A 17,216-nucleotide genomic window follows, 5' to 3' on the forward strand; every position below is an offset into this window, starting at 1 on the left:
AGGTCCGACAGGTCCGCGACTACGGCTGGCTGTCGAACCATTCCTTGGCTTCGGCCCGGTTGAGCTGGTAGACGATGGCGATCGATGCGCCGAGCGAATACAGCACTGCGACAATCCATTGCGCGAACGGGACGTCGATGGGGTGGGTTTGCCAGCCGACCACGGCCTGAGCGAGCGCCAGGATGGTCGCCAGCACGCGGACGCCGCCGGCGCCGCGGGTGAAGCCGCCGACGACGAGGGCGAGCAACCAGCTGAACAGGAACTGAATGGCGGCGCCACCTGCGGCTTCACCGCCGAGCATCAGGCCCATGAGCACCGTGTAGGCGAGGCCGAATCCCGCCAGGCCCCAGGCGGCTTCGCGCGCTTCCCTGGCCGGTCCGGGCAGCTCGGTCAGCGCCCATAATCGCTCGGCTACGGCTAAATCATCGTCCGAAGACTCAGCGCCCACGGCGCCCCCCACTTCCCGATCCACACGCTTTCGGCCCGAATCAACAGGCGCGCGCAGAACGGTAGATCACCGGGACGAGTCGGACAACCCGGACGCGATCACCGTGATTCGATCATGATCCGGCCGTGATCGGCCGTTCATTCGCCGCGCGAAAGTCCGTGCTCGCGTAGCGCGTCCAGCAGACCGGTCCGGCGCTGCTCGGTCGGCAGCGGGTCTACCAGGGCAAATCGGCAGCCGAGCGCGCTCGCGCCGCCGTCCGCCTCGGCGCTGTCGCCGACCATCAGGGCCGCCTCGGGTTCGACGCCGAGTTTGTCGAGGGTGGCGGCGAAGATGCGCGGATCGGGTTTCACCGCGCCGATCTCGAAGGAGAGGGCGAAGGCGTCGACGTAGCGGTCCCAGTTGCGGGAGACGAAGGCCGGGCGGATGTCGAAGGCGATATTGCTGACCACGGCGACCTGAATGCCTTGGCCCGCAAGCAGAGTCAGCACTTCGTCGACGTCGGGGTAGGGCGTCCAGGCCAGCGAATCGATCATGCGCCGGTAGAGGAACTCCGCTTGGTCGTCGGTTGGTACGCCGGACCTGCGCAGGACCTCCAGGTACGCGTGCCGATGCAGCTTCGGGTCCAGGTCGCGGTTGTCCCAGGCGTACTGCCCTTCGGGGCCGAACCGCACGAGCTGCTCGACCGGCGCCGTCATCCGGCGCAGCAGCTCGGCCTTCTCGTGCACGTCGAAGGCTCGGCCGTCGGCGGTGACCAACTGGTCACCCCACCAATCCTTCTCCTCCAGTCGGAACAGGGTCCCGGAATAGTCGAAGAGCACCGCCTCGATGGTCACCGCACCAGCGTACCGACGGGTCCGTCGTAGGCGAGGTCGTCGCAGGCCAGGGCATTGCCCCGGCTGATCTGGGCGACAACTGCTGGCGCGCAACCGAGTTCATCCGGATCCGGCGCGTGCCTTCGACCTTGTGGGCGCGAGTCGCCGACCAGGTGGGTCCGTGGAACTCGCTCTGACGGCGGCCGATGTACCCCGCTCGGCGCTGGTACGAAAAACCCTCCCCGGCTGTCGGTGGCGAGCGTTAGAGTCCCCCCATGAGGCGCACGCGAGGTACGTGGACGGGTGTGGCGGCGGCGTTGCTGCTCGCCCTCGGGACGGTGACGGCTTGTTCGTCCGACGAGGACAAGGCGAGCAACGTCTGCGACACGGTGCCGAACGGCACGCCGGTGGCCGCGACGTCACCCGGCGCGCCGGCCGGTAAGACGCCGGACATCAGCACCAACCCGGAGATCGCCACGGGCTACCGGTCCGCGATGACGCCGGTACACACGAAGACGTTCGCGGTGTCGACGGCGAATCCCGTCTCGACCAAGGCCGCGTGCGCGGTGCTGCGCGACGGCGGCACCGCCGCGGACGCGCTGATCGCGGCACAGGCCGTGCTCGGCCTGGTGGAACCGCAGGCCTCCGGCATCGGCGGCGGCTCGTTCCTCATGTACTACGACGCCGCGGCCAAGACCGTCGACGCCTACGACGGACGCGAGGTAGCCCCCGCCGCCGCGACCGAGAACTACCTGCGCTGGGTCGACGACGCCAACCGGACCGAACCGAAGCCGAACGCGCGGGCCAGCGGCCGATCCATCGGCGTGCCCGGGGTGCTGCGGATGCTGGAGATGGCGCACCGCGACCACGGCAAGACCGGCTGGCGCGAACTGTTCGACCCGGCCATCGGCCTCGCCGATCGCGGCTTCCCGATCAGTCCCCGCTTCGCCGGGCAGATCGCGGAATCGGCCAAGGATCTCGCCGTCGACGACGCCGCGAAGGCCTACTTCCTCAACCCCGACGGCACCGCCAAGGCCGCCGACACCGTGCTGACCAATCCGGCCATGTCGAAGACCTTGAGCGCCATCGCGTCCGAGGGTGCCAATGCCTTCTATACCGGCGCCATCGCCCGCGACATCGTCGACGCCGCCACCTCCGCTTCCGGCGGCCGCACCCCCAGCCTGATCACCACCGCCGACCTGGCGAACTATCAGGCCAAGAAGCGCACCGCCCTCTGCACCACCTACCGCACCCACGAGATCTGCGGCATGCCCGCGCCGTCCTCCGGCGGCAGCACGGTCGCCGCGACCCTCGGCATCCTGGAGAACTTCGACCTCGCCGCGTTGCCCCCGGACAACCTCGGTTCCGGCACCGACGCGCGCAACGGCGGCAAGCCGAAGGCCGACGCGGTGCACCTCATCGCGGAGGCCGAGCGGCTCGCCTACGCCGATCGCAACAAGTACGTGGCCGACACGGATTTCATTCCGCTGCCCGGTAATTCGATGCAGACCCTGCTGAACAAGGACTACCTCAAGCAGCGCGCCGCACTGATCGATCGTGGCCACAGCATGGGCACCGCGCAGCCAGGCGACTTCGGCCCGGTCCCGCTCGGCGTCGGCCCGCAGCCGCCCGAGCACGGCACCAGCCACATCTCCGTGGTGGACAAGTACGGCAACGCGGCGTCCATGACCACCACGGTGGAGTCCGCCTTCGGCTCGTTCCACCTGGTCGACGGCTTCGTGCTGAACAACCAGCTCACCGACTTCTCCGCCGACCCGCTCGGCACCGACGGCGCTCCGGTGGCCAACCGCCTCCAGCCGAACAAGCGCCCGCGCAGCTCGATGGCCCCCACCCTGGTCTTCGACAAGGCCGCCGACGGCACCCGCGGCCAGCTCACCCACATCACCGGCTCCCCCGGTGGCTCGGTGATCATCCAGTTCGTCGTGAAGACCCTCATCGGCATGCTCGACTGGGGTCTGGATCCGCAACAGGCCGTGTCCGCGCTGGCCTTCGGCGCGGGCAACGCCCCCGCCACCGGCCTCGGCGGCGAACACCCCAGCATCAACACCGCCGACAACGGCAACAACGACGCTCTGGTCACCCGCCTGCGCGAACTAGGCCACCAGGTCTCGGTCGCCCCGCAATCCAGCGGCCTCAGCGCGATCCAACGCGAACCCGACGGCTGGGTCGGCGGCGCCGACCCCCGCCGCGAAGGCGCGGTCCTCGGCGACACCCGCTGACGGGCTCACCTCAGCGGGACAGCAGCATCGGATAGACCACGGGGCCGTGGTCTATCGGTAGCTCGTCCTGTTGGACGAAGCCGAAGCGCTGGTAGAAGGCCAGGCTGGCGCGGGTGTTGGAGACAACGAAGCAGGGTTCGGCCGAGGTGGCGAGGCGTTGTTCGAGCAGGGACGACGCGAAGCCTCGGCGCTGAGCGTCCGGGTGGGTGCCGACGGCGGCCAGGTAGAGGTGCGGGGCAGCGGGGCGGACGTCTTCCATCTGGCGGGCCGCGGCGAGGGCGCGCGGAAGGCTGCCCTTGAGGGTGTGGAACAGGCTGAACGGCTTGGCAATCGATGACACGATGCCGGCCGGCTCCCAGAGCGCGACGCTGACGATGTTCCCGTTCTCGTCACACGCGGAGTCGACCATGCCGGTCTCGGCGCGCGAGACGATGCGCGAGTCCCAGAAGGTCGGCAACGCCTGCTGCCGGATCGCCGGACGCGGCCAGAGATAGGTCATCAGCGGATCCTCGGCGAAGGCCGCCGCAAGGACGAACGCACCGGTCTGCATACGTGCAGATTAACGGGCAAACGCAGCGCTACCCCGCCATGTACGCCCGACACGCGCAGTGCGTCGACCTCCCGCAATGCAGCAGCAACGGATCAGTTCTGATCGGCGGTGTACTTCACGCCCAGCTCGCGGAGCTTGTCCATCGCCTGCGCGGCATGTTCCTTGTCGTTGGAACGAATCGCCAGCATCGGCACGTAATCGTCGTTGACGAGCTCGAGCCGAGCCCAGGCCTTCTTGTCCGGGAAGGTGACACCACGCACGGTGTCCCACGGAAAATCACTGTCACCCAGGATGTTCCGGACCGAAACCCCGTTCGCCCCGACCCGCACCCGCGGCCGGGTGAGCAGCAGCACGGCGGCCGCGATCAACAGCCCGATGCCGATCATCGCGAGCTGATCGGCCACCCGGAAGTTCACCCCGGTGGAGCCGGTCCGCAACCAGATACCACCGGCCAGAAAGGCGACCGCGATCACGGCAGCGACGATCCGCGCGGTGCGCACGGCCCGGCGCGGCCGCACCTCGAGCTCCCACTCGGACGATTCGCCCTGTCCCACAGCGGGTTCGGCGTTCCTGCGGAAAATGCGGACGACCGGCATCGGTTAGGCGGACTGCCGCAGCGAGCGCAAGGTGAGCGCCGCATCCAGCGCCGCGGCGCAGGCCTGCTCACCCTTGTTCTCGGCCGAACCGGGCAGCCCGGCCCGATCCAACGCCTGCTCCTCGTCGTTGGTGGTGAGCACCCCGTTGGCCACGGGCTTGCCCGCGTCCAGCGAAACCCGCGTGAGCCCGGCGGTCACCGCATCGCACACATACTCGAAATGCGGTGTCCCACCACGAATCACCACACCGAGCGCGACCACCGCGTCGTGCGTGCGCGCCAACTCCTGCGCCACCACCGGCAGCTCCATCGCCCCGGCGCACCGCACCACCGTGACGTGCAGGACTCCGGCGTCCTTGGCCACCTGCTCGGCGTTCGCCACCAGGGTGTCGCAGATCGTGGTGTGCCAGCGCGACGCGACGATGCCCAGCTTCAGGTCCTTGGCATCCGCGAGCGCGAAAGTCGGTACGCCGGTACCGCTCATCGATGATTCCCCTTTGGTGAATTAGCGGGCGGTCTCGCCCAGATCGATGTCGTCGAGCCCGATCAGGTCGTGACCCATCCGGTCACGCTTGGTCCGCAGGTAGCGCAGGTTTTCGGCGTTGGCGCGCAACGGCATCGGCACCCGGTCGGTGATCTTGAGCCCGTAACCGTCCAGCCCGACCCGCTTGGCCGGATTGTTGGTGAGCAGCCGCATCGACCGAATCCCGAGGTCGACCAGGATCTGCGCGCCGGTGCCGTAGTCCCGCGCGTCGGCGGGCAGCCCGAGCTCCAGGTTCGCGTCGACCGTGTCGTGGCCGGAGTCCTGCAACTGGTAGGCCTGCAACTTGTGCATGAGCCCGATGCCGCGACCCTCGTGCCCGCGCATGTAGAGCACCACGCCGCGGCCCTCCTGGGCCACCATCTCCAGCGCGGCGTCGAGCTGCGGGCCGCAGTCGCAGCGCAGCGAGCCGAACACATCGCCGGTGAGGCACTCCGAATGCACCCGCACCAGCACGTCCTCGCCGTCGGCGAGATCGCCGCGCACCAGCGCGACGTGCTCGACCTCGTCGTAGATGCTCTGGTAACCGACGGCCATGAATTCGCCGTGCGCCGTGGGGATGCGCGCCTCGGCGACCCGAACCACGTGCTTCTCGTGCCGGCGCCGCCAGGCGATCATGTCGGCGATGGAGATCAGCGCGAGGTTGTGCTCGTCGGCGAAGACGCGCAGTTCCTCGGTGCGGGCCATGTGGCCCTCGTCCTTCTGGCTGACGATCTCGCAGATCACGCCGGCCGGACGCAGCCCGGCCATCCGGGACAGGTCGACCGCGGCCTCGGTGTGGCCGGGCCTGCGCAGCACGCCGCCGTCCTTCGCGCGCAGCGGCACCACGTGCCCGGGGCGGGTGAAGTCGTCGGCCTTCGCCTCGTCGGAGGCGAGCAGGCGCATGGTGGTCGCGCGGTCGGCGCCCGAGATGCCGGTGGTGATGCCCTCGCGGGCGTCGACCGACACGGTGTAGGCGGTGCCGTGCTTGTCCTGGTTCATCGCGTACATCGGCGGCAGGCCGAGGCGATCGCAGTCGTCACCGGTCAACGGCACGCAGATGTAACCGGAGGTGTAGCGAATCATGAAGGCCACCAGCTCCGGGGTGGCCTTCTCCGCCGCGAAGATGAGGTCGCCCTCGTTCTCGCGGTCCTCGTCGTCGACGACGACTACCGCCTTACCGGCGGCGATGTCGGCGACGGCGCGCTCGATGGTGTCGAACCTGGTCACGTCTGTTGTGCTCCATCTCGAAATAGGTCCGCCCCTACACTACTGTGTTCGATCTGCAGCGCCTGCGGCGCTGCGTGTTCGCGGCCCCCGTGGTCTTGCGTCCGAGCGGCCGAGACTCGCGCCTGCGGCGCATGCGCTTCGGCCACTCGGACGCAAGACGGGCCGCGAACGGCGCTCGAAGGCCTCGCGCGTGTCGGTCGCCTTCGCTGTGATCGAACGATCGCAGCTGCACGATCCGTGGTGCTCAACCTCGTTGCTGCAGACGTTCGACATACTTGGCGATCACGTCCACCTCCAGATTGACCGTCGTGCCGACGGTGGCGAAGCCGAGATTGGTCAGGGCGAGCGTGGTGGGGATGAGTGAGACCTCGAACCAGTCCTTGCTGTCGGCTTCGGCGGGCTCGTCGGCGACGCCGAGGCCGGAGACGGTGAGCGAGATGCCGTCGACGGTGATCGAGCCCTTCTCCACCACGTAGCGGGCGATCGAGTCGGGCAGCGAGATGCGCACCACCTCCCAGTTCTCCGAGGGGGTGCGGGAGAGCACGGTGCCGGTGCCGTCGACGTGGCCCTGCACGAGGTGTCCGCCGAGGCGGCTGTTCAGCGCGGCGGCGCGTTCCAGGTTGACCTTGGATCCGGTGTCCAGCTTGCCGATGCTGGACCGGTTCAGCGTCTCCTGCATCACGTCGACGGTGAACGAGTCGCCGCCGATCACCTCGACGACGGTCAGGCAGACGCCGTTCACCGCGATCGAATCACCGTGCCCGGCATCGGAGGTCACCAGCCCGCCCCGGATCGTCAGCCGGGCGGCGTCGGCCAGCCGCTCGGTGGCGACGATCTCGCCCAGTTCCTCGACGATGCCTGTGAACATGCCTGACTCCCTGTCGCGTCGTAGTCCCCGGTTGCGGAACAGCCCGGCCGCGGCGGGTATTCCCGCCGGTCGGTGCCACTGGACCCAGCTTAACGACGGCTCGTCGTAGGGGACAGCACGGTTCCACCCAAGGAACCATCGGACCGTTTCCCGGCAACCGCCGAGGGAACCAAACCGTCAGTCAGGCGATACCCGCCCGAGCAAACGGCCAATAACGAATTAATTCTCGATTGAAGTCGAGCATGCGGATATATCGCACATTTGAGGTCGGCAAGAATTTTTTCTTCGCACTATTGATACCGCACAATTGCGTTTTGCAGACTTCTAGCAACCCGCGAATCCTGGGCATACCCATTCGCAACACACTTTTAACGTTTGCTTGCGCCGTGACCGAAATAGACGCAATATTGTTATGTAGCTGATTCCTTCCGTTCAACTTCCGAACCGAGCGGTTCGATCCCGAACCGTTCGACCTGGTGAAGCGCCTGCGACACCGGGAAGTTCGACCCAGGGATTGTCCACCACTCGAGGAAGTCAGATAACCACAGTGGGTCAAATCAAGTTCGACACAGTTGGGGGCGCGGAGTGACCACATTTCTCGATTCGACGCTGGAAGTTCGCTGCGTGCAGTACCGCCGCGAATTGCACCTGCCCGCCTCGATCGATCCCACCTCGCGTCGCATTCTGCTGCATATCGGCGCCCATTACGGTGCCATCACCATGCCCGCCGATCTCGGCGAGCGGGTGCAGCAACGACTCGAACAGGCCGCCATCGCCGGGCCGGTCGTCGATCATCCGCGCGCCAAGCGCTGGACCTTCCTGACCGGTCCGTACCGGCCGGACACCCTGAGCGCCGCGGTCTCCGCCGAGCTGTTCCGGATGTACGCCACGGTCGCCTGCACCGGCAGCCAGGTCGTGCTGCCCTCACCGGACGACGAGCACACCGGCTATCGCACCTGGATCCGACCGCCCGAGTCGGCGACCACCCGGCCGCCGCTCAACGCAGTGATCGAGGCGACCAGGGCCGTCGGCACCCGCAAAGCCCGCGCGCTGTAACCGCTTTCGCGGATCAGACGGTACGCAGCGCGGCGGCCTGCCTGCGCAGCGCCTCGACGGCAGCACCGGGATCGGCCGTGTTGTAGACCGCGGACCCGGCGACGAAGCAGTCGATGCCTGCCTCCGCGGCGGCCTCGATCGTGTCGGTGTTGATGCCGCCGTCGATCTCCACCAGCAGCCGCAGCTCGCCCGAGTCGACCAGATTGCGCACGATGCGCGCCTTGTCCAGCACGTCGGCGATGAACGACTGACCGCCGAAACCGGGCTCGACGCTCATCACCAGCAGCGTGTCGAACGAACGCAGGATCTCCAGGTACGGCTCGATCGGTGTGTTCGGTTTCACCGAGAGACCTGCCTTGGCGCCGGCCGCGCGGATATCGCGGGCCACCGCGACCGGATCGTCGGTCGCCTCGGCGTGGAAGGTCACGTTGTACGCGCCCGCCTCGGCGTACGGCGGCGCCCAGCGCGCCGGGTCCTCGATCATCAGGTGGCAGTCGAGCGGAATGTCGGTCGCCTTCAGCAGGCTCTCGACCACCGGGAGTCCGAGGGTCAGGTTCGGCACGAAGTGCGCGTCCATCACGTCGACGTGTAGCCAGTCGGCGCCGGCTACCGCGCGCGCCTCGTCCGCGAGGTGCGCGAAGTCGGCGGAGAGGATGGAGGGGGCGATCATCGGGACGGCCGGACGCGCGTAAGTCGGGGTGGACACAACGTCGCAGTCTATCGGTAGTGGGGGTTGCCCAGCGCGCGAGTGGGTAGCCTGATGAGGGTGATCAACATTTCGGCGGAACCGGGGCTCTACAGCACCCCGGTGGAGATTCGGGTGGCCGCATCGGTCACACAGCTGCCCATCGTTCGTGGGCTCGCCGAAACTCTCGTGCTACTAAGCGATTTCACGCTCGACGAGGTGGCCGACATCCGGCTCGCCGTCGACGAGGTCTGCTCGACCTTGATCGCGGTCGCCAAGCCCGACAGCAGCCTGAACTGCCGATTCACCGTGGGCGAGACCGAACTGCTGGTCCGCGTCAGCGGGATCGCCGGCAAGGAGGGTTTACCCGATCAGCGCAGCTTCGGCTGGCACGTCCTGCGCACACTCACCGATGAGGTACAGGCGACCCAGGATTCGTTCGACTCGGCGATTTCCGGATATCCGACGACGGTCGAGTTCCGTCGGGTCCGGGGGAAAGCGTAGTGGCGGACGAGGACACCGTGTTCGACTCCGATCGCGACGACAACGCCGATACCGTCACCGATGAGGCGGAAAGCCCCGCCGAAGAAGCGGAAACCGTCACCACCGAGGACGCCGCCGAGGAAACCGAAACCCTCGAAGCGGTGAAGACCGTCGCCGGCTACGACGACGTCGGGTTGCTCTTCGAACAACTCGGCGCGAGCAAGCCGGGGACCGCGCGGCACACCGCGATCCGCGCCGAACTGATCAGCCGCTGCATCCCGCTGGCCGATCACATCGCGCGCAAATTCAGCGGGCGCGGTGAGCCGTTCGACGATCTCACCCAGGTCGCGCGGGTCGGACTGGTGCACGCGGTCGATCGATTCGATGTCGAGCGTGGTTCGAACTTCCTGTCGTTCGCGGTGCCGACCATCATGGGTGAGGTTCGCCGGTACTTCCGCGACAACACCTGGGCGATGCGAGTGCCGCGGCGGGTCAAGGAGACTCACCTGCGCATCGGCGCGGCGATCGACGCGCTGTCCCAGCGCCTCGGCCGGTCACCGACCGCCAAGGAGATCGCCGCCGAACTCGACGTGGACCCGGACGAGGTGACCCAGGCCGTCATCGCGGGCAACGCGTATCAGCCCAGTTCCATCGACGCCGCCACCCTCGGGCGCGACACCGACGCGTCGCTGCTGGACACGCTCGGCGAGGAAGAGACCCAATTCGACCGGGTCGAAGAGTATGTCGCGATTCGGCCGCTGCTGGCCGGGCTGCCCGAGCGGGAGCGGCGAATCCTCACCATGCGGTTCTTCGAGTCGATGACGCAGACCCAGATCGCGCAGCAGATGGGGATCTCGCAGATGCACGTCTCCCGCATTCTCGCGAAAACCCTTGCCCGGCTGCGGGAACAGTCCAGCCGGGAGTGACTACGCCTGCAACTCGCGCTGCCCGCGGACCTTCGGCGGGGCGGTGAGCCACCACGCGTCGTCCAGCATTTCGCGAAGCTGTTCGCGGGCAATGTGTTCCAGGTCGATGAGGATGAACGCGTGCCCGTCGTAGTGCGGGGTCGTGTAGAACGCCGGATCGCCGGTGGCCAGTAGCGCCTCCTTCTCGGCGAGATCGCACACCAGGGCCAATCCGCCCTCGGCCTCCACCCGCAACCGGCAGAACCCCTTACCGCCCACCTTCAACGCCGGACTGCGCCACCACGTCGATTCCTCGACACCCGGTAGCTCGGTCCCGAGCTTCACCACGTCTTCCCACGTCAGTGCCATATCGCCAGTTTGCTGGATAAGTGGCGCGCAGTCTTGGACAAATGGAAGAAGTAACCGCCTGACCTCGATGGCTCCGCACCAAGGCTGGACGAATGATCACCGGAACCGGTGTCGGCGTATCGCGAGAGGCCGCCGACACCAGGTCCAGCTCTATTCGGCGCACCGCCTGGCCGACGAGGGCAGCCGGGCGCGCACCCCCAATGCACCCGCGCACGTCCCAGGGGAACTATGCGCGGCGAACGTCAGGGCTTGCGGAGGGCGGCCATGAACATCGCGTCGGTGCCGTGGCGGTGGGGCCAGAGTTGGGCGGACGGGCCGTCGCCGAGGTCGGTGACGCCGGGGAGGAGCTCGCGGGTGTCGAGCTGTTCGGCGCCGAGGCGGCGGACGGCGTCGGCTACCACCACGACGGTTTCCTGGAGGTGCGGGGAGCAGGTGGAGTACAGCAGGACGCCGCCGGGGCGCAGGAGATCCCATGCCGCGGTGAGCAATTCGCGTTGCAGGGTGACGAGTTCGGCGACGTCGGCGGGGGTGCGGCGCCAGCGGGCTTCCGGGCGACGGCGCAGGGCGCCGAGGCCGGTGCACGGTGCGTCGACCAGGATGCGGTCGTAGCCGGGGGTCAGTCCGCTGTCGCGGCCGTCGGTGACGTGGATGTCGACCGGCAGGCCCTGCACGGACTTGCGGACGAGTTCGGCGCGGTGTTCGGCGGGTTCGACGGCGTCGACGCGGAAGCCGTCGATCGCGGCGAGCGTGCCGAGCAGGGCTGCCTTGCCGCCCGGTCCGGCGCACAGGTCCAGCCAGCGGCCGCCGTCCGGGCCGTTCAACGGGGCGCGGGTCAGTGCGAGCGCGACGAGCTGACTGCCTTCGTCCTGCACACCGGCCATGCCGTCGCGGACCGGCTCGAGTTTGCCGGGGTCGCCGCCGTCCAGATAGACCGCGTATGGCGACCAGCGGCCCTCTTCGCCGCCGGTGACCAGCGCCAATTCCTCGGCGGTGATTTCACCGGGCCGAGCGACCAGGTGGACCGCGGGCCGCGCGTCATCGGCGGCCAGCGCGTCGTGCAGTTCCCCCGCCCGCGCGCCGAGTGCGTCGGCGAACGCTTGCGCGATCCACACCGGATGCGCGAACTCGAAAGCCAACCGCCCCACCGGATCCTTCGGCGCGAGCTGCTCCACCCACTCCTCGACCGTCTTCTCCCCCGCGCGCCGCAGCACCGCGTTCACGAATCCCGCTTTGCCCGCACCGAATTCGGCCCGCGCGAGCGCCACCGACGTATCGACCGCCGCATGCGCCCCGATCCGAGTCCGCAACAGCTGATACACCCCGAGCCGCAACACATCCAGCAACGGCCCATCGATCTCCCCGATCGGCCGCCCCGCCCCGGCTTCGATCACCGCATCGAGCAGTCCGCGCGAACGGCAAGCCCCATACGCGAGTTCGGTCGCCAACGCCGCATCCCGCCCACTGATCCGCCGCTCCCGAAGCAGCCCCGGCAGCACAAGATTCGCGTACGCGTCCCGCTCCCGCACCGCCCGCAACACATCCCGAGCCACGATGCGGGGAGCGTCGCCGGGATCGCCGGCACCAGGACGCCCACCCGCGGCCGATCCCCGATCCTTCTGTCCACCGGCACGTTTCGCAGATGCCGCCGAAGCCCCGGCCCGATCGGCCGAACGCGAACCACCCTGCGGCGACCCGCCGCGCCCGCCTTGTCCACCGCCGCCGGAATTCGACGAGCCCGCCCGGCGCACCGGACGCTCACCACCCGCATCACCTCGCGCGACTCCGGCACCGCGCCCAGCGTTCGAACCTCCGGACTGGCTGCCGGCCGAACGCGAGCGTCCCTGCCCACCACGGCTGGGCTCCGACCGTGGCCCACCGGCATTCGAGCGCGGAGCCGCACCGTCGGCCGAACGTGGACGGCCTTGCGTCGACCCGCTGCGCCCGGCCTCCGCACGTCCCCCGGCGGATGCGCCCGCACTCGGCGAACCCGCACGACGCACCGGACGCTCGCCGCTCGACTCGTCGGACCGGTTCCACTTCGCTTGTGCGGGACGCTGATTCGCACCAGCGGGCCGTCCGCGAGCATCGTCACGCCGTGGGGCGGACTGACGCGCGGAGTCTCCCGCACTGTTCGTTCGAGCACCGTTGCGTTCGCCGCTCGACCGCGAGGAGTCACGAGACTCGTTGCCGCGCTTGCGCTCCGGGGGTGTCATGCGACCACCGCGCCCTGCGTGCAACCGGCAGTCCGATCGAATAGCAAATCCGTGCACCGTGCCGTCATGCTCCACCGCTCTCGTCGAGGTCGCGGCGAATCGCCACGGAAATAGGGACTTCGGGCGCGACGATCGAGGATCGTCACTCGACCACCGCGCCGGGCTGCAACCGAGCGCCGCGGGCCCAGTCGAGGGCGGCCATCATGCGTTTGCCTTGCGGCTGAACCTGATCCAGGCGGATCGCGGTGGTCGCGGTGCCGACGAAGACGCCGGATTTGCGGACCTCGATGGTCCGCGGCGGCAGTTCCTCCTCGACCAGTTCGACCGGGCCGAGCTTCAGCCGGTTGCCGTCGACCTCGGTCCAGGCGCCGGGGGCCGGGGTGACCGCGCGGATGCGGCGGCCGATGGCGAGCGCGGGTAGATCCCAGCGGATGTGCGCGGCGTCGGCGGTGATCTTGGGGGCGTGCGAGACACCCTCGGTGGATTGCGGAACCGCTTGCAGCGTCCCGTCTTCCACGCCGTCGAGGGTCGCCTCGAGCAGCTGCGCGCCGCTCACCGAAAGCCGCTCGAGCAACCCGCCCGCGGTGTCGGTGACGGCGATCTTCTCGGTCACCATGCCGAACACCGGACCGGTGTCGAGCCCGGCCTCGATCTGGAAGGTGGACGCGCCGGTGATCTCGTCACCCGCGTCGATCGCGGCCTGCACCGGCGCGGCACCGCGCCACGCGGGCAGCAGCGAGAAGTGCAGGTTGATCCAACCGAAGCGCGGGATGTCGAGCACCCGCTGCGGCAGCAGCGCGCCATAGGCGACAACCGGGCAGCAGTCCGGCGCGAGCGCGGTGAGCTCGTCGATGAACTCGGGCTCGGCGGGCCGCCGCGGCGTCAGCACCGGGATCCCGTGCTCGTCGGCCAGCAACCCGACCGGCGACCGGGTCACCTTGCGCCCACGACCGGCAACGGCGTCCGGCCTGGTCACGACGGCGATCACCTCGTGCCGTCCGGATTCGATCAACCGACGCAGCGACGGCACGGCCGGCTCCGGCGTACCCGCGAACACAATGCGCATCAACGACCCCGTCCGAACAGACCGGCCTGGCCCGTTCCAGTCACCGACCGCGACGGCCGCGCCGTCACGCCCGCACTGAACCAATCGGATTCACGGATGGTCCGCATCGCGTCCTTGCGCGACGCCGGGTCCAGCCGATCGATGAACAACACACCGTCGAGGTGATCGGTCTCGTGCTGCACGCAGCGCGCCAACAGCCCTTCAGCGCTGAATTCGACCGGCGCACCGTGCAGGTCGACGCCGCGCGCCCGCACCCGCAGCGCCCGCCGGGTGTCGTAGCGCACCCCGGGAATCGATAGGCAGCCCTCGGGTCCGACCTGTTCCTCGTCGCCGACCACTTCCCACTGCGGGTTCACCAGGTGCCCCGCCGCGTCATGAGTGTCGTACACGAAAACACGCAACCCGACTCCGATCTGCGGTGCGGCCATGCCGACGCCACCATCGTCGTGCATGGTGTCGGTCAGGTCGGTCACCAGCTGCTGAAGTTCCCGGTCGAACGCGGTGACCTCCGCCGCGCGGGCGCGCAGAATGGGATCGCCGAACAGGCGAACAGGCTGAATGGTCACGGCAAACTCCCGGAAGCGGACGAACACGGTCGTCTCATTCTAGTGAGACGACCGAATGTCCCCGATCCACCAGCCCGAAGCTGGTAGAACTCCAGTGCGGTCGGACGGGGTGCGTTGTCCTCCGTCCGGCCGCCCTGGTTCAGGAGTTGCCGGCGATGATCACTTCCGGGATGCCGGTGCCGAGCATCACCGGACGGCAGACCGGCGCTGGCGTGCTCGGATCCAGCACGTTCAGCAGCAGTTGCTGGACGAACGGGTCGTAGACCATGTGGAAGTGCCCGGTCAGGTCGACCGGGCAGCGATCCTGCAGAGAGATGTTCTCCGCGCCGGGGCCGCGCAGCGCGATATTGCTGTTCGGCTGGATCATCTCGTCGACCTTGCTGCCGATGGTCGTGTACTTCGGGCCGGGCACGGTGTCCCCGCCGGCATTGAGCGAGGTCATGACCTCCGAGCCCTGCGCCTGCTGCACCGCGGCGAGCGAGGTCACCCGCGCGAACGCCTGCAACCCGCCCGGCACCGCCTCCACCACCGGCACCAGTCCGTACATCACCCCGCCGTAGCTCGGCGACGCCAGGCCGACCCACTGGCCGACCTTCGGCGCGCCGCCGAGCTTGTTGGTGTAGAACCGGGTGACCGAGGCGCCCTGGGAGAATCCGACGAGGTCGACCTGGGCGGCGCCGGTGGCGGCCAGCACCTGGTCGACGAACGCGCCGATCTGATACGAGCTGAGCACCACGTCCTCGGTGCCGAAGCTGTCCGCCCCTGGGCTACCGCCGTAATTGAGTGCGAAGACGCAGAATCCGGCGGCGGCGAGCTGCGGCGCGATGGCCGAATAGTCGGAGTAGGCACTGGAATCCGTGCCGTGCGCGAGCACCACCGGCCGCGGGTGCGCGGCGTTCGGTTTGCAGTCGAAGTTGTTGGTGCCCAACGGAACCACGTTCTTGTGGGTTCGCAGATATGCTGCCGCACCGAGGTGATCGGTCTGCGGCGGGCCGGGCTGGGTGGGGATCTCGGGCGGGCGGTAGCCGGCGGGCGCTGCCTGCGCCGCACCGGTGCCGAGCATTGCTACCACGGCGAGTGCGGCGACCAGCACCACCTTACCCAAGTGTGAAATTCCCCAAACCCACAAACCCCGAAACTGTCGCATCTCACAATGATCTACTGAACCCGCCCCAAATGCGCGCTCCAGCGCGGTGTTTCACACCCCGTTACTTTTCGGGGGTCTCGTCTTCGGCCAGGATTCGGTAAAGCGACTTCCTGGTCTCGGTGAGCAGCTCCGCCGCCTTCGCCGCCTGTGCGGGCGTGCCCGCCGCCGCGACCTGGGCGACCGCGCCCATCAGCTGACCGACGAGTTCACGCAGGTCGATGGCCTGCGCGCCGACGTCTTCCTTGACGTCCGCCCACGGGTCGCCCAGCTCGTCCTTGTGCTCGGTGACGTAGGCCGTGCCCGTTTCGGTCAGTTGAGCCGTCTTGCGCCCGGCGACCTTTTCGATGAGGACCAGGCCCTCGTCTTCCAGCTGGGCCAGCGCGGGGTAGATGGACCCCGGGCTCGGACGCCAGACATCGTCGCTGCGCTCGCGGATCTGCTGGATCAGTTCATAGCCGTGCATCGGACGCTCGGTGAGCAGCAGCAGGACAGCCGCTCGCACGTCGCCGCGCCGGCCACGTCCGCCGCGGCCACGGCCGCGACCGAAGTGCGGGCCGAAGCCCGGACCGAAACCTGGACCGAAGCCCGGTCCGAAGTCGGGACCGTGTCCGTGCCGTCCGCCGCGGCGGAACCGCTGGCGGGGATCGAAGTCCTCGCCGCCGTGGCGCTGCCACGGGCCGCGCCGGCCGAATTCTCGTTGTTCTTGGTGTTCCATGATGGCCTCCTCAGGCTCTCGTGTTCGTTTCATGTTGTCGACGATATATCGGCAATGCATCGAACGCAAGGGTCAATTTTCTGATTCCCGGAGAACCGGAGGGTTCACGGCGCGAGCGAGTCGATCCAGCGCGCGAGCCGCTCCCCCTCCGTCACCATCAGTTCGGGGTCGCGGAAGGTGTTGGTGAGCAACGAGATTCCCTGGTAGGCCGCGATCAGCGCGACGGCGAGTTCGCGCGCGTCGGCGCGGCCCATGGCTTCGAACTGCTCCGCCACCCAGTCGACGAGCTGGCGCATGACGTCGGCGAGTTCGCGGTCGAGGCCGTCGGCGCGCTTGTCGAGTTCGGTGGCGAGGGTGCCCGAGGGGCAGCCGAATCGGGCGGCCGTTTCGCGCTCGTCGACCCAGCCGCCGATCAGCGCTTTGAGGCGGTCCCGCGGGGTGGGCAGTTGGTCGAGCAGGGCAATGAGGGCGGCCAGCGTCTGGTCGTGGGCGCCGATTGCGGCTCGGACCAGCTGATCCTTGGTTTTGAAGTAGTAGTAGACGTTGCCGACCGGGACGTCGGCGGCGTGGGCGATGTCGGCGATGGTGGTCTTCTCGACCCCCTGCTCGTGGAACACGCGGGCCGCCGCGGCGCCGAGGCGCTCGCGTTTACCACCCTTCGGGCGCTCTACGGGTGCTGAGTTAGTCACATAACTCACTATAGACACGCTGCGGGTTCGTCCGATACATTGTTTTTAGTCAGTCAACT

The 17,216-nt window shown here is 68.4% G+C and carries 19 protein-coding genes; 4 read left to right on the forward strand and 15 right to left on the reverse strand.

Annotation, left to right across the window (positions count from 1 at the left end; all coding sequences use genetic code 11):
* Positions 1–19: 19 nt before the first annotated feature.
* Both AB0M22_RS25625 and AB0M22_RS25630 read right to left on the reverse strand, forming a co-directional pair.
* The gene (locus AB0M22_RS25625; RefSeq protein WP_364731594.1) at positions 20–448 is read right to left on the reverse strand and encodes a hypothetical protein; all 429 of its coding nucleotides are present in this window, start codon (positions 446–448) and stop codon (positions 20–22) included.
* A 137-nt stretch (positions 449–585) separates the two neighbouring features.
* Entirely contained in the window at positions 586–1,281 is a 696-nt protein-coding gene (locus AB0M22_RS25630) for an HAD-IA family hydrolase (protein WP_364731597.1), read from the reverse strand.
* A 254-nt stretch (positions 1,282–1,535) separates the two neighbouring features.
* On the opposite strand from AB0M22_RS25630, the gene AB0M22_RS25635 reads away from it, so the two are divergent.
* On the forward strand, positions 1,536–3,500 hold the full coding sequence (locus AB0M22_RS25635) for a gamma-glutamyltransferase family protein (protein ID WP_364731599.1): 1,965 nt from the start codon (positions 1,536–1,538) through the stop codon (positions 3,498–3,500).
* A 10-nt stretch (positions 3,501–3,510) separates the two neighbouring features.
* Here the strand turns inward: AB0M22_RS25635 and AB0M22_RS25640 are convergent, their stop codons facing one another.
* From AB0M22_RS25640 to AB0M22_RS25660, 5 genes are all read right to left on the reverse strand, one after another.
* The gene (locus tag AB0M22_RS25640) at positions 3,511–4,050 is read right to left on the reverse strand and encodes a GNAT family N-acetyltransferase (protein ID WP_364731601.1); all 540 of its coding nucleotides are present in this window, start codon (positions 4,048–4,050) and stop codon (positions 3,511–3,513) included.
* A gap of 92 nt (positions 4,051–4,142) precedes the next feature.
* Positions 4,143–4,646: a PH domain-containing protein gene (locus tag AB0M22_RS25645; protein ID WP_364731604.1), complete on the reverse strand. Its 504-nt coding sequence runs from the start codon at positions 4,644–4,646 to the stop codon at positions 4,143–4,145.
* Between the two features lie 3 nt (positions 4,647–4,649).
* Positions 4,650–5,129, reverse strand: coding sequence for a 6,7-dimethyl-8-ribityllumazine synthase (ribH, locus tag AB0M22_RS25650; RefSeq protein WP_150408431.1), 480 nt, complete (start codon positions 5,127–5,129; stop codon positions 4,650–4,652).
* Between the two features lie 21 nt (positions 5,130–5,150).
* Complete coding sequence (locus AB0M22_RS25655; RefSeq protein WP_150408432.1) at positions 5,151–6,395, reverse strand: bifunctional 3,4-dihydroxy-2-butanone-4-phosphate synthase/GTP cyclohydrolase II; 1,245 nt, start codon at positions 6,393–6,395, stop codon at positions 5,151–5,153.
* Between the two features lie 244 nt (positions 6,396–6,639).
* Positions 6,640–7,263, reverse strand: a complete 624-nt coding sequence (locus AB0M22_RS25660) for a riboflavin synthase (protein WP_364731608.1) — start codon at positions 7,261–7,263, stop codon at positions 6,640–6,642.
* A 585-nt stretch (positions 7,264–7,848) separates the two neighbouring features.
* On the opposite strand from AB0M22_RS25660, the gene AB0M22_RS25665 reads away from it, so the two are divergent.
* Positions 7,849–8,319 carry a hypothetical protein gene (locus AB0M22_RS25665; protein WP_364731610.1) on the forward strand — a complete coding sequence of 157 codons (471 nt, stop codon included), beginning with the start codon at positions 7,849–7,851 and terminating at the stop codon, positions 8,317–8,319.
* A gap of 13 nt (positions 8,320–8,332) precedes the next feature.
* Here AB0M22_RS25665 and rpe read toward each other — a convergent pair whose 3' ends face one another.
* Complete coding sequence (rpe, locus tag AB0M22_RS25670) at positions 8,333–8,989, reverse strand: ribulose-phosphate 3-epimerase (protein ID WP_364731993.1); 657 nt, start codon at positions 8,987–8,989, stop codon at positions 8,333–8,335.
* A 90-nt stretch (positions 8,990–9,079) separates the two neighbouring features.
* Between rpe and AB0M22_RS25675 the strand changes: the two genes are divergently transcribed.
* Positions 9,080–9,508, forward strand: coding sequence for an anti-sigma factor (locus AB0M22_RS25675; RefSeq protein ID WP_364731612.1), 429 nt, complete (start codon positions 9,080–9,082; stop codon positions 9,506–9,508).
* Entirely contained in the window at positions 9,508–10,413 is a 906-nt protein-coding gene (locus AB0M22_RS25680) for an RNA polymerase sigma factor SigF (protein ID WP_364731614.1), read from the forward strand. Before AB0M22_RS25675 ends, AB0M22_RS25680 begins: the two co-directional genes overlap by 1 nt.
* Here AB0M22_RS25680 and AB0M22_RS25685 read toward each other — a convergent pair whose 3' ends face one another.
* From AB0M22_RS25685 to AB0M22_RS25715, 7 genes are all read right to left on the reverse strand, one after another.
* Positions 10,414–10,761, reverse strand: a complete 348-nt coding sequence (locus AB0M22_RS25685; RefSeq protein ID WP_364731617.1) for an MmcQ/YjbR family DNA-binding protein — start codon at positions 10,759–10,761, stop codon at positions 10,414–10,416.
* Between the two features lie 242 nt (positions 10,762–11,003).
* Complete coding sequence (locus AB0M22_RS25690) at positions 11,004–12,509, reverse strand: transcription antitermination factor NusB (RefSeq protein ID WP_364731619.1); 1,506 nt, start codon at positions 12,507–12,509, stop codon at positions 11,004–11,006.
* Positions 12,510–13,116: 607 nt separating this feature from the next.
* Positions 13,117–14,040: a methionyl-tRNA formyltransferase gene (gene fmt / locus AB0M22_RS25695; protein ID WP_364731621.1), complete on the reverse strand. Its 924-nt coding sequence runs from the start codon at positions 14,038–14,040 to the stop codon at positions 13,117–13,119.
* A complete protein-coding gene (gene def, locus AB0M22_RS25700) occupies positions 14,040–14,606 on the reverse strand; it encodes a peptide deformylase (RefSeq protein ID WP_364731624.1) in 567 nt (188 codons plus the stop codon). Before def ends, fmt begins: the two co-directional genes overlap by 1 nt.
* Before the next feature lie 139 nt (positions 14,607–14,745).
* Positions 14,746–15,669, reverse strand: a complete 924-nt coding sequence (locus AB0M22_RS25705) for an alpha/beta fold hydrolase (RefSeq protein ID WP_364731995.1) — start codon at positions 15,667–15,669, stop codon at positions 14,746–14,748.
* Positions 15,670–15,814: 145 nt separating this feature from the next.
* On the reverse strand, positions 15,815–16,468 hold the full coding sequence (locus AB0M22_RS25710) for a PadR family transcriptional regulator (protein WP_364731626.1): 654 nt from the start codon (positions 16,466–16,468) through the stop codon (positions 15,815–15,817).
* A gap of 104 nt (positions 16,469–16,572) precedes the next feature.
* Complete coding sequence (locus tag AB0M22_RS25715) at positions 16,573–17,157, reverse strand: TetR/AcrR family transcriptional regulator (RefSeq protein WP_364731628.1); 585 nt, start codon at positions 17,155–17,157, stop codon at positions 16,573–16,575.
* Positions 17,158–17,216: the final 59 nt, after the last annotated feature.

This window comes from Nocardia sp. NPDC051756 (genome assembly GCF_040681495.1).
Classification (GTDB): domain Bacteria; phylum Actinomycetota; class Actinomycetes; order Mycobacteriales; family Mycobacteriaceae; genus Nocardia.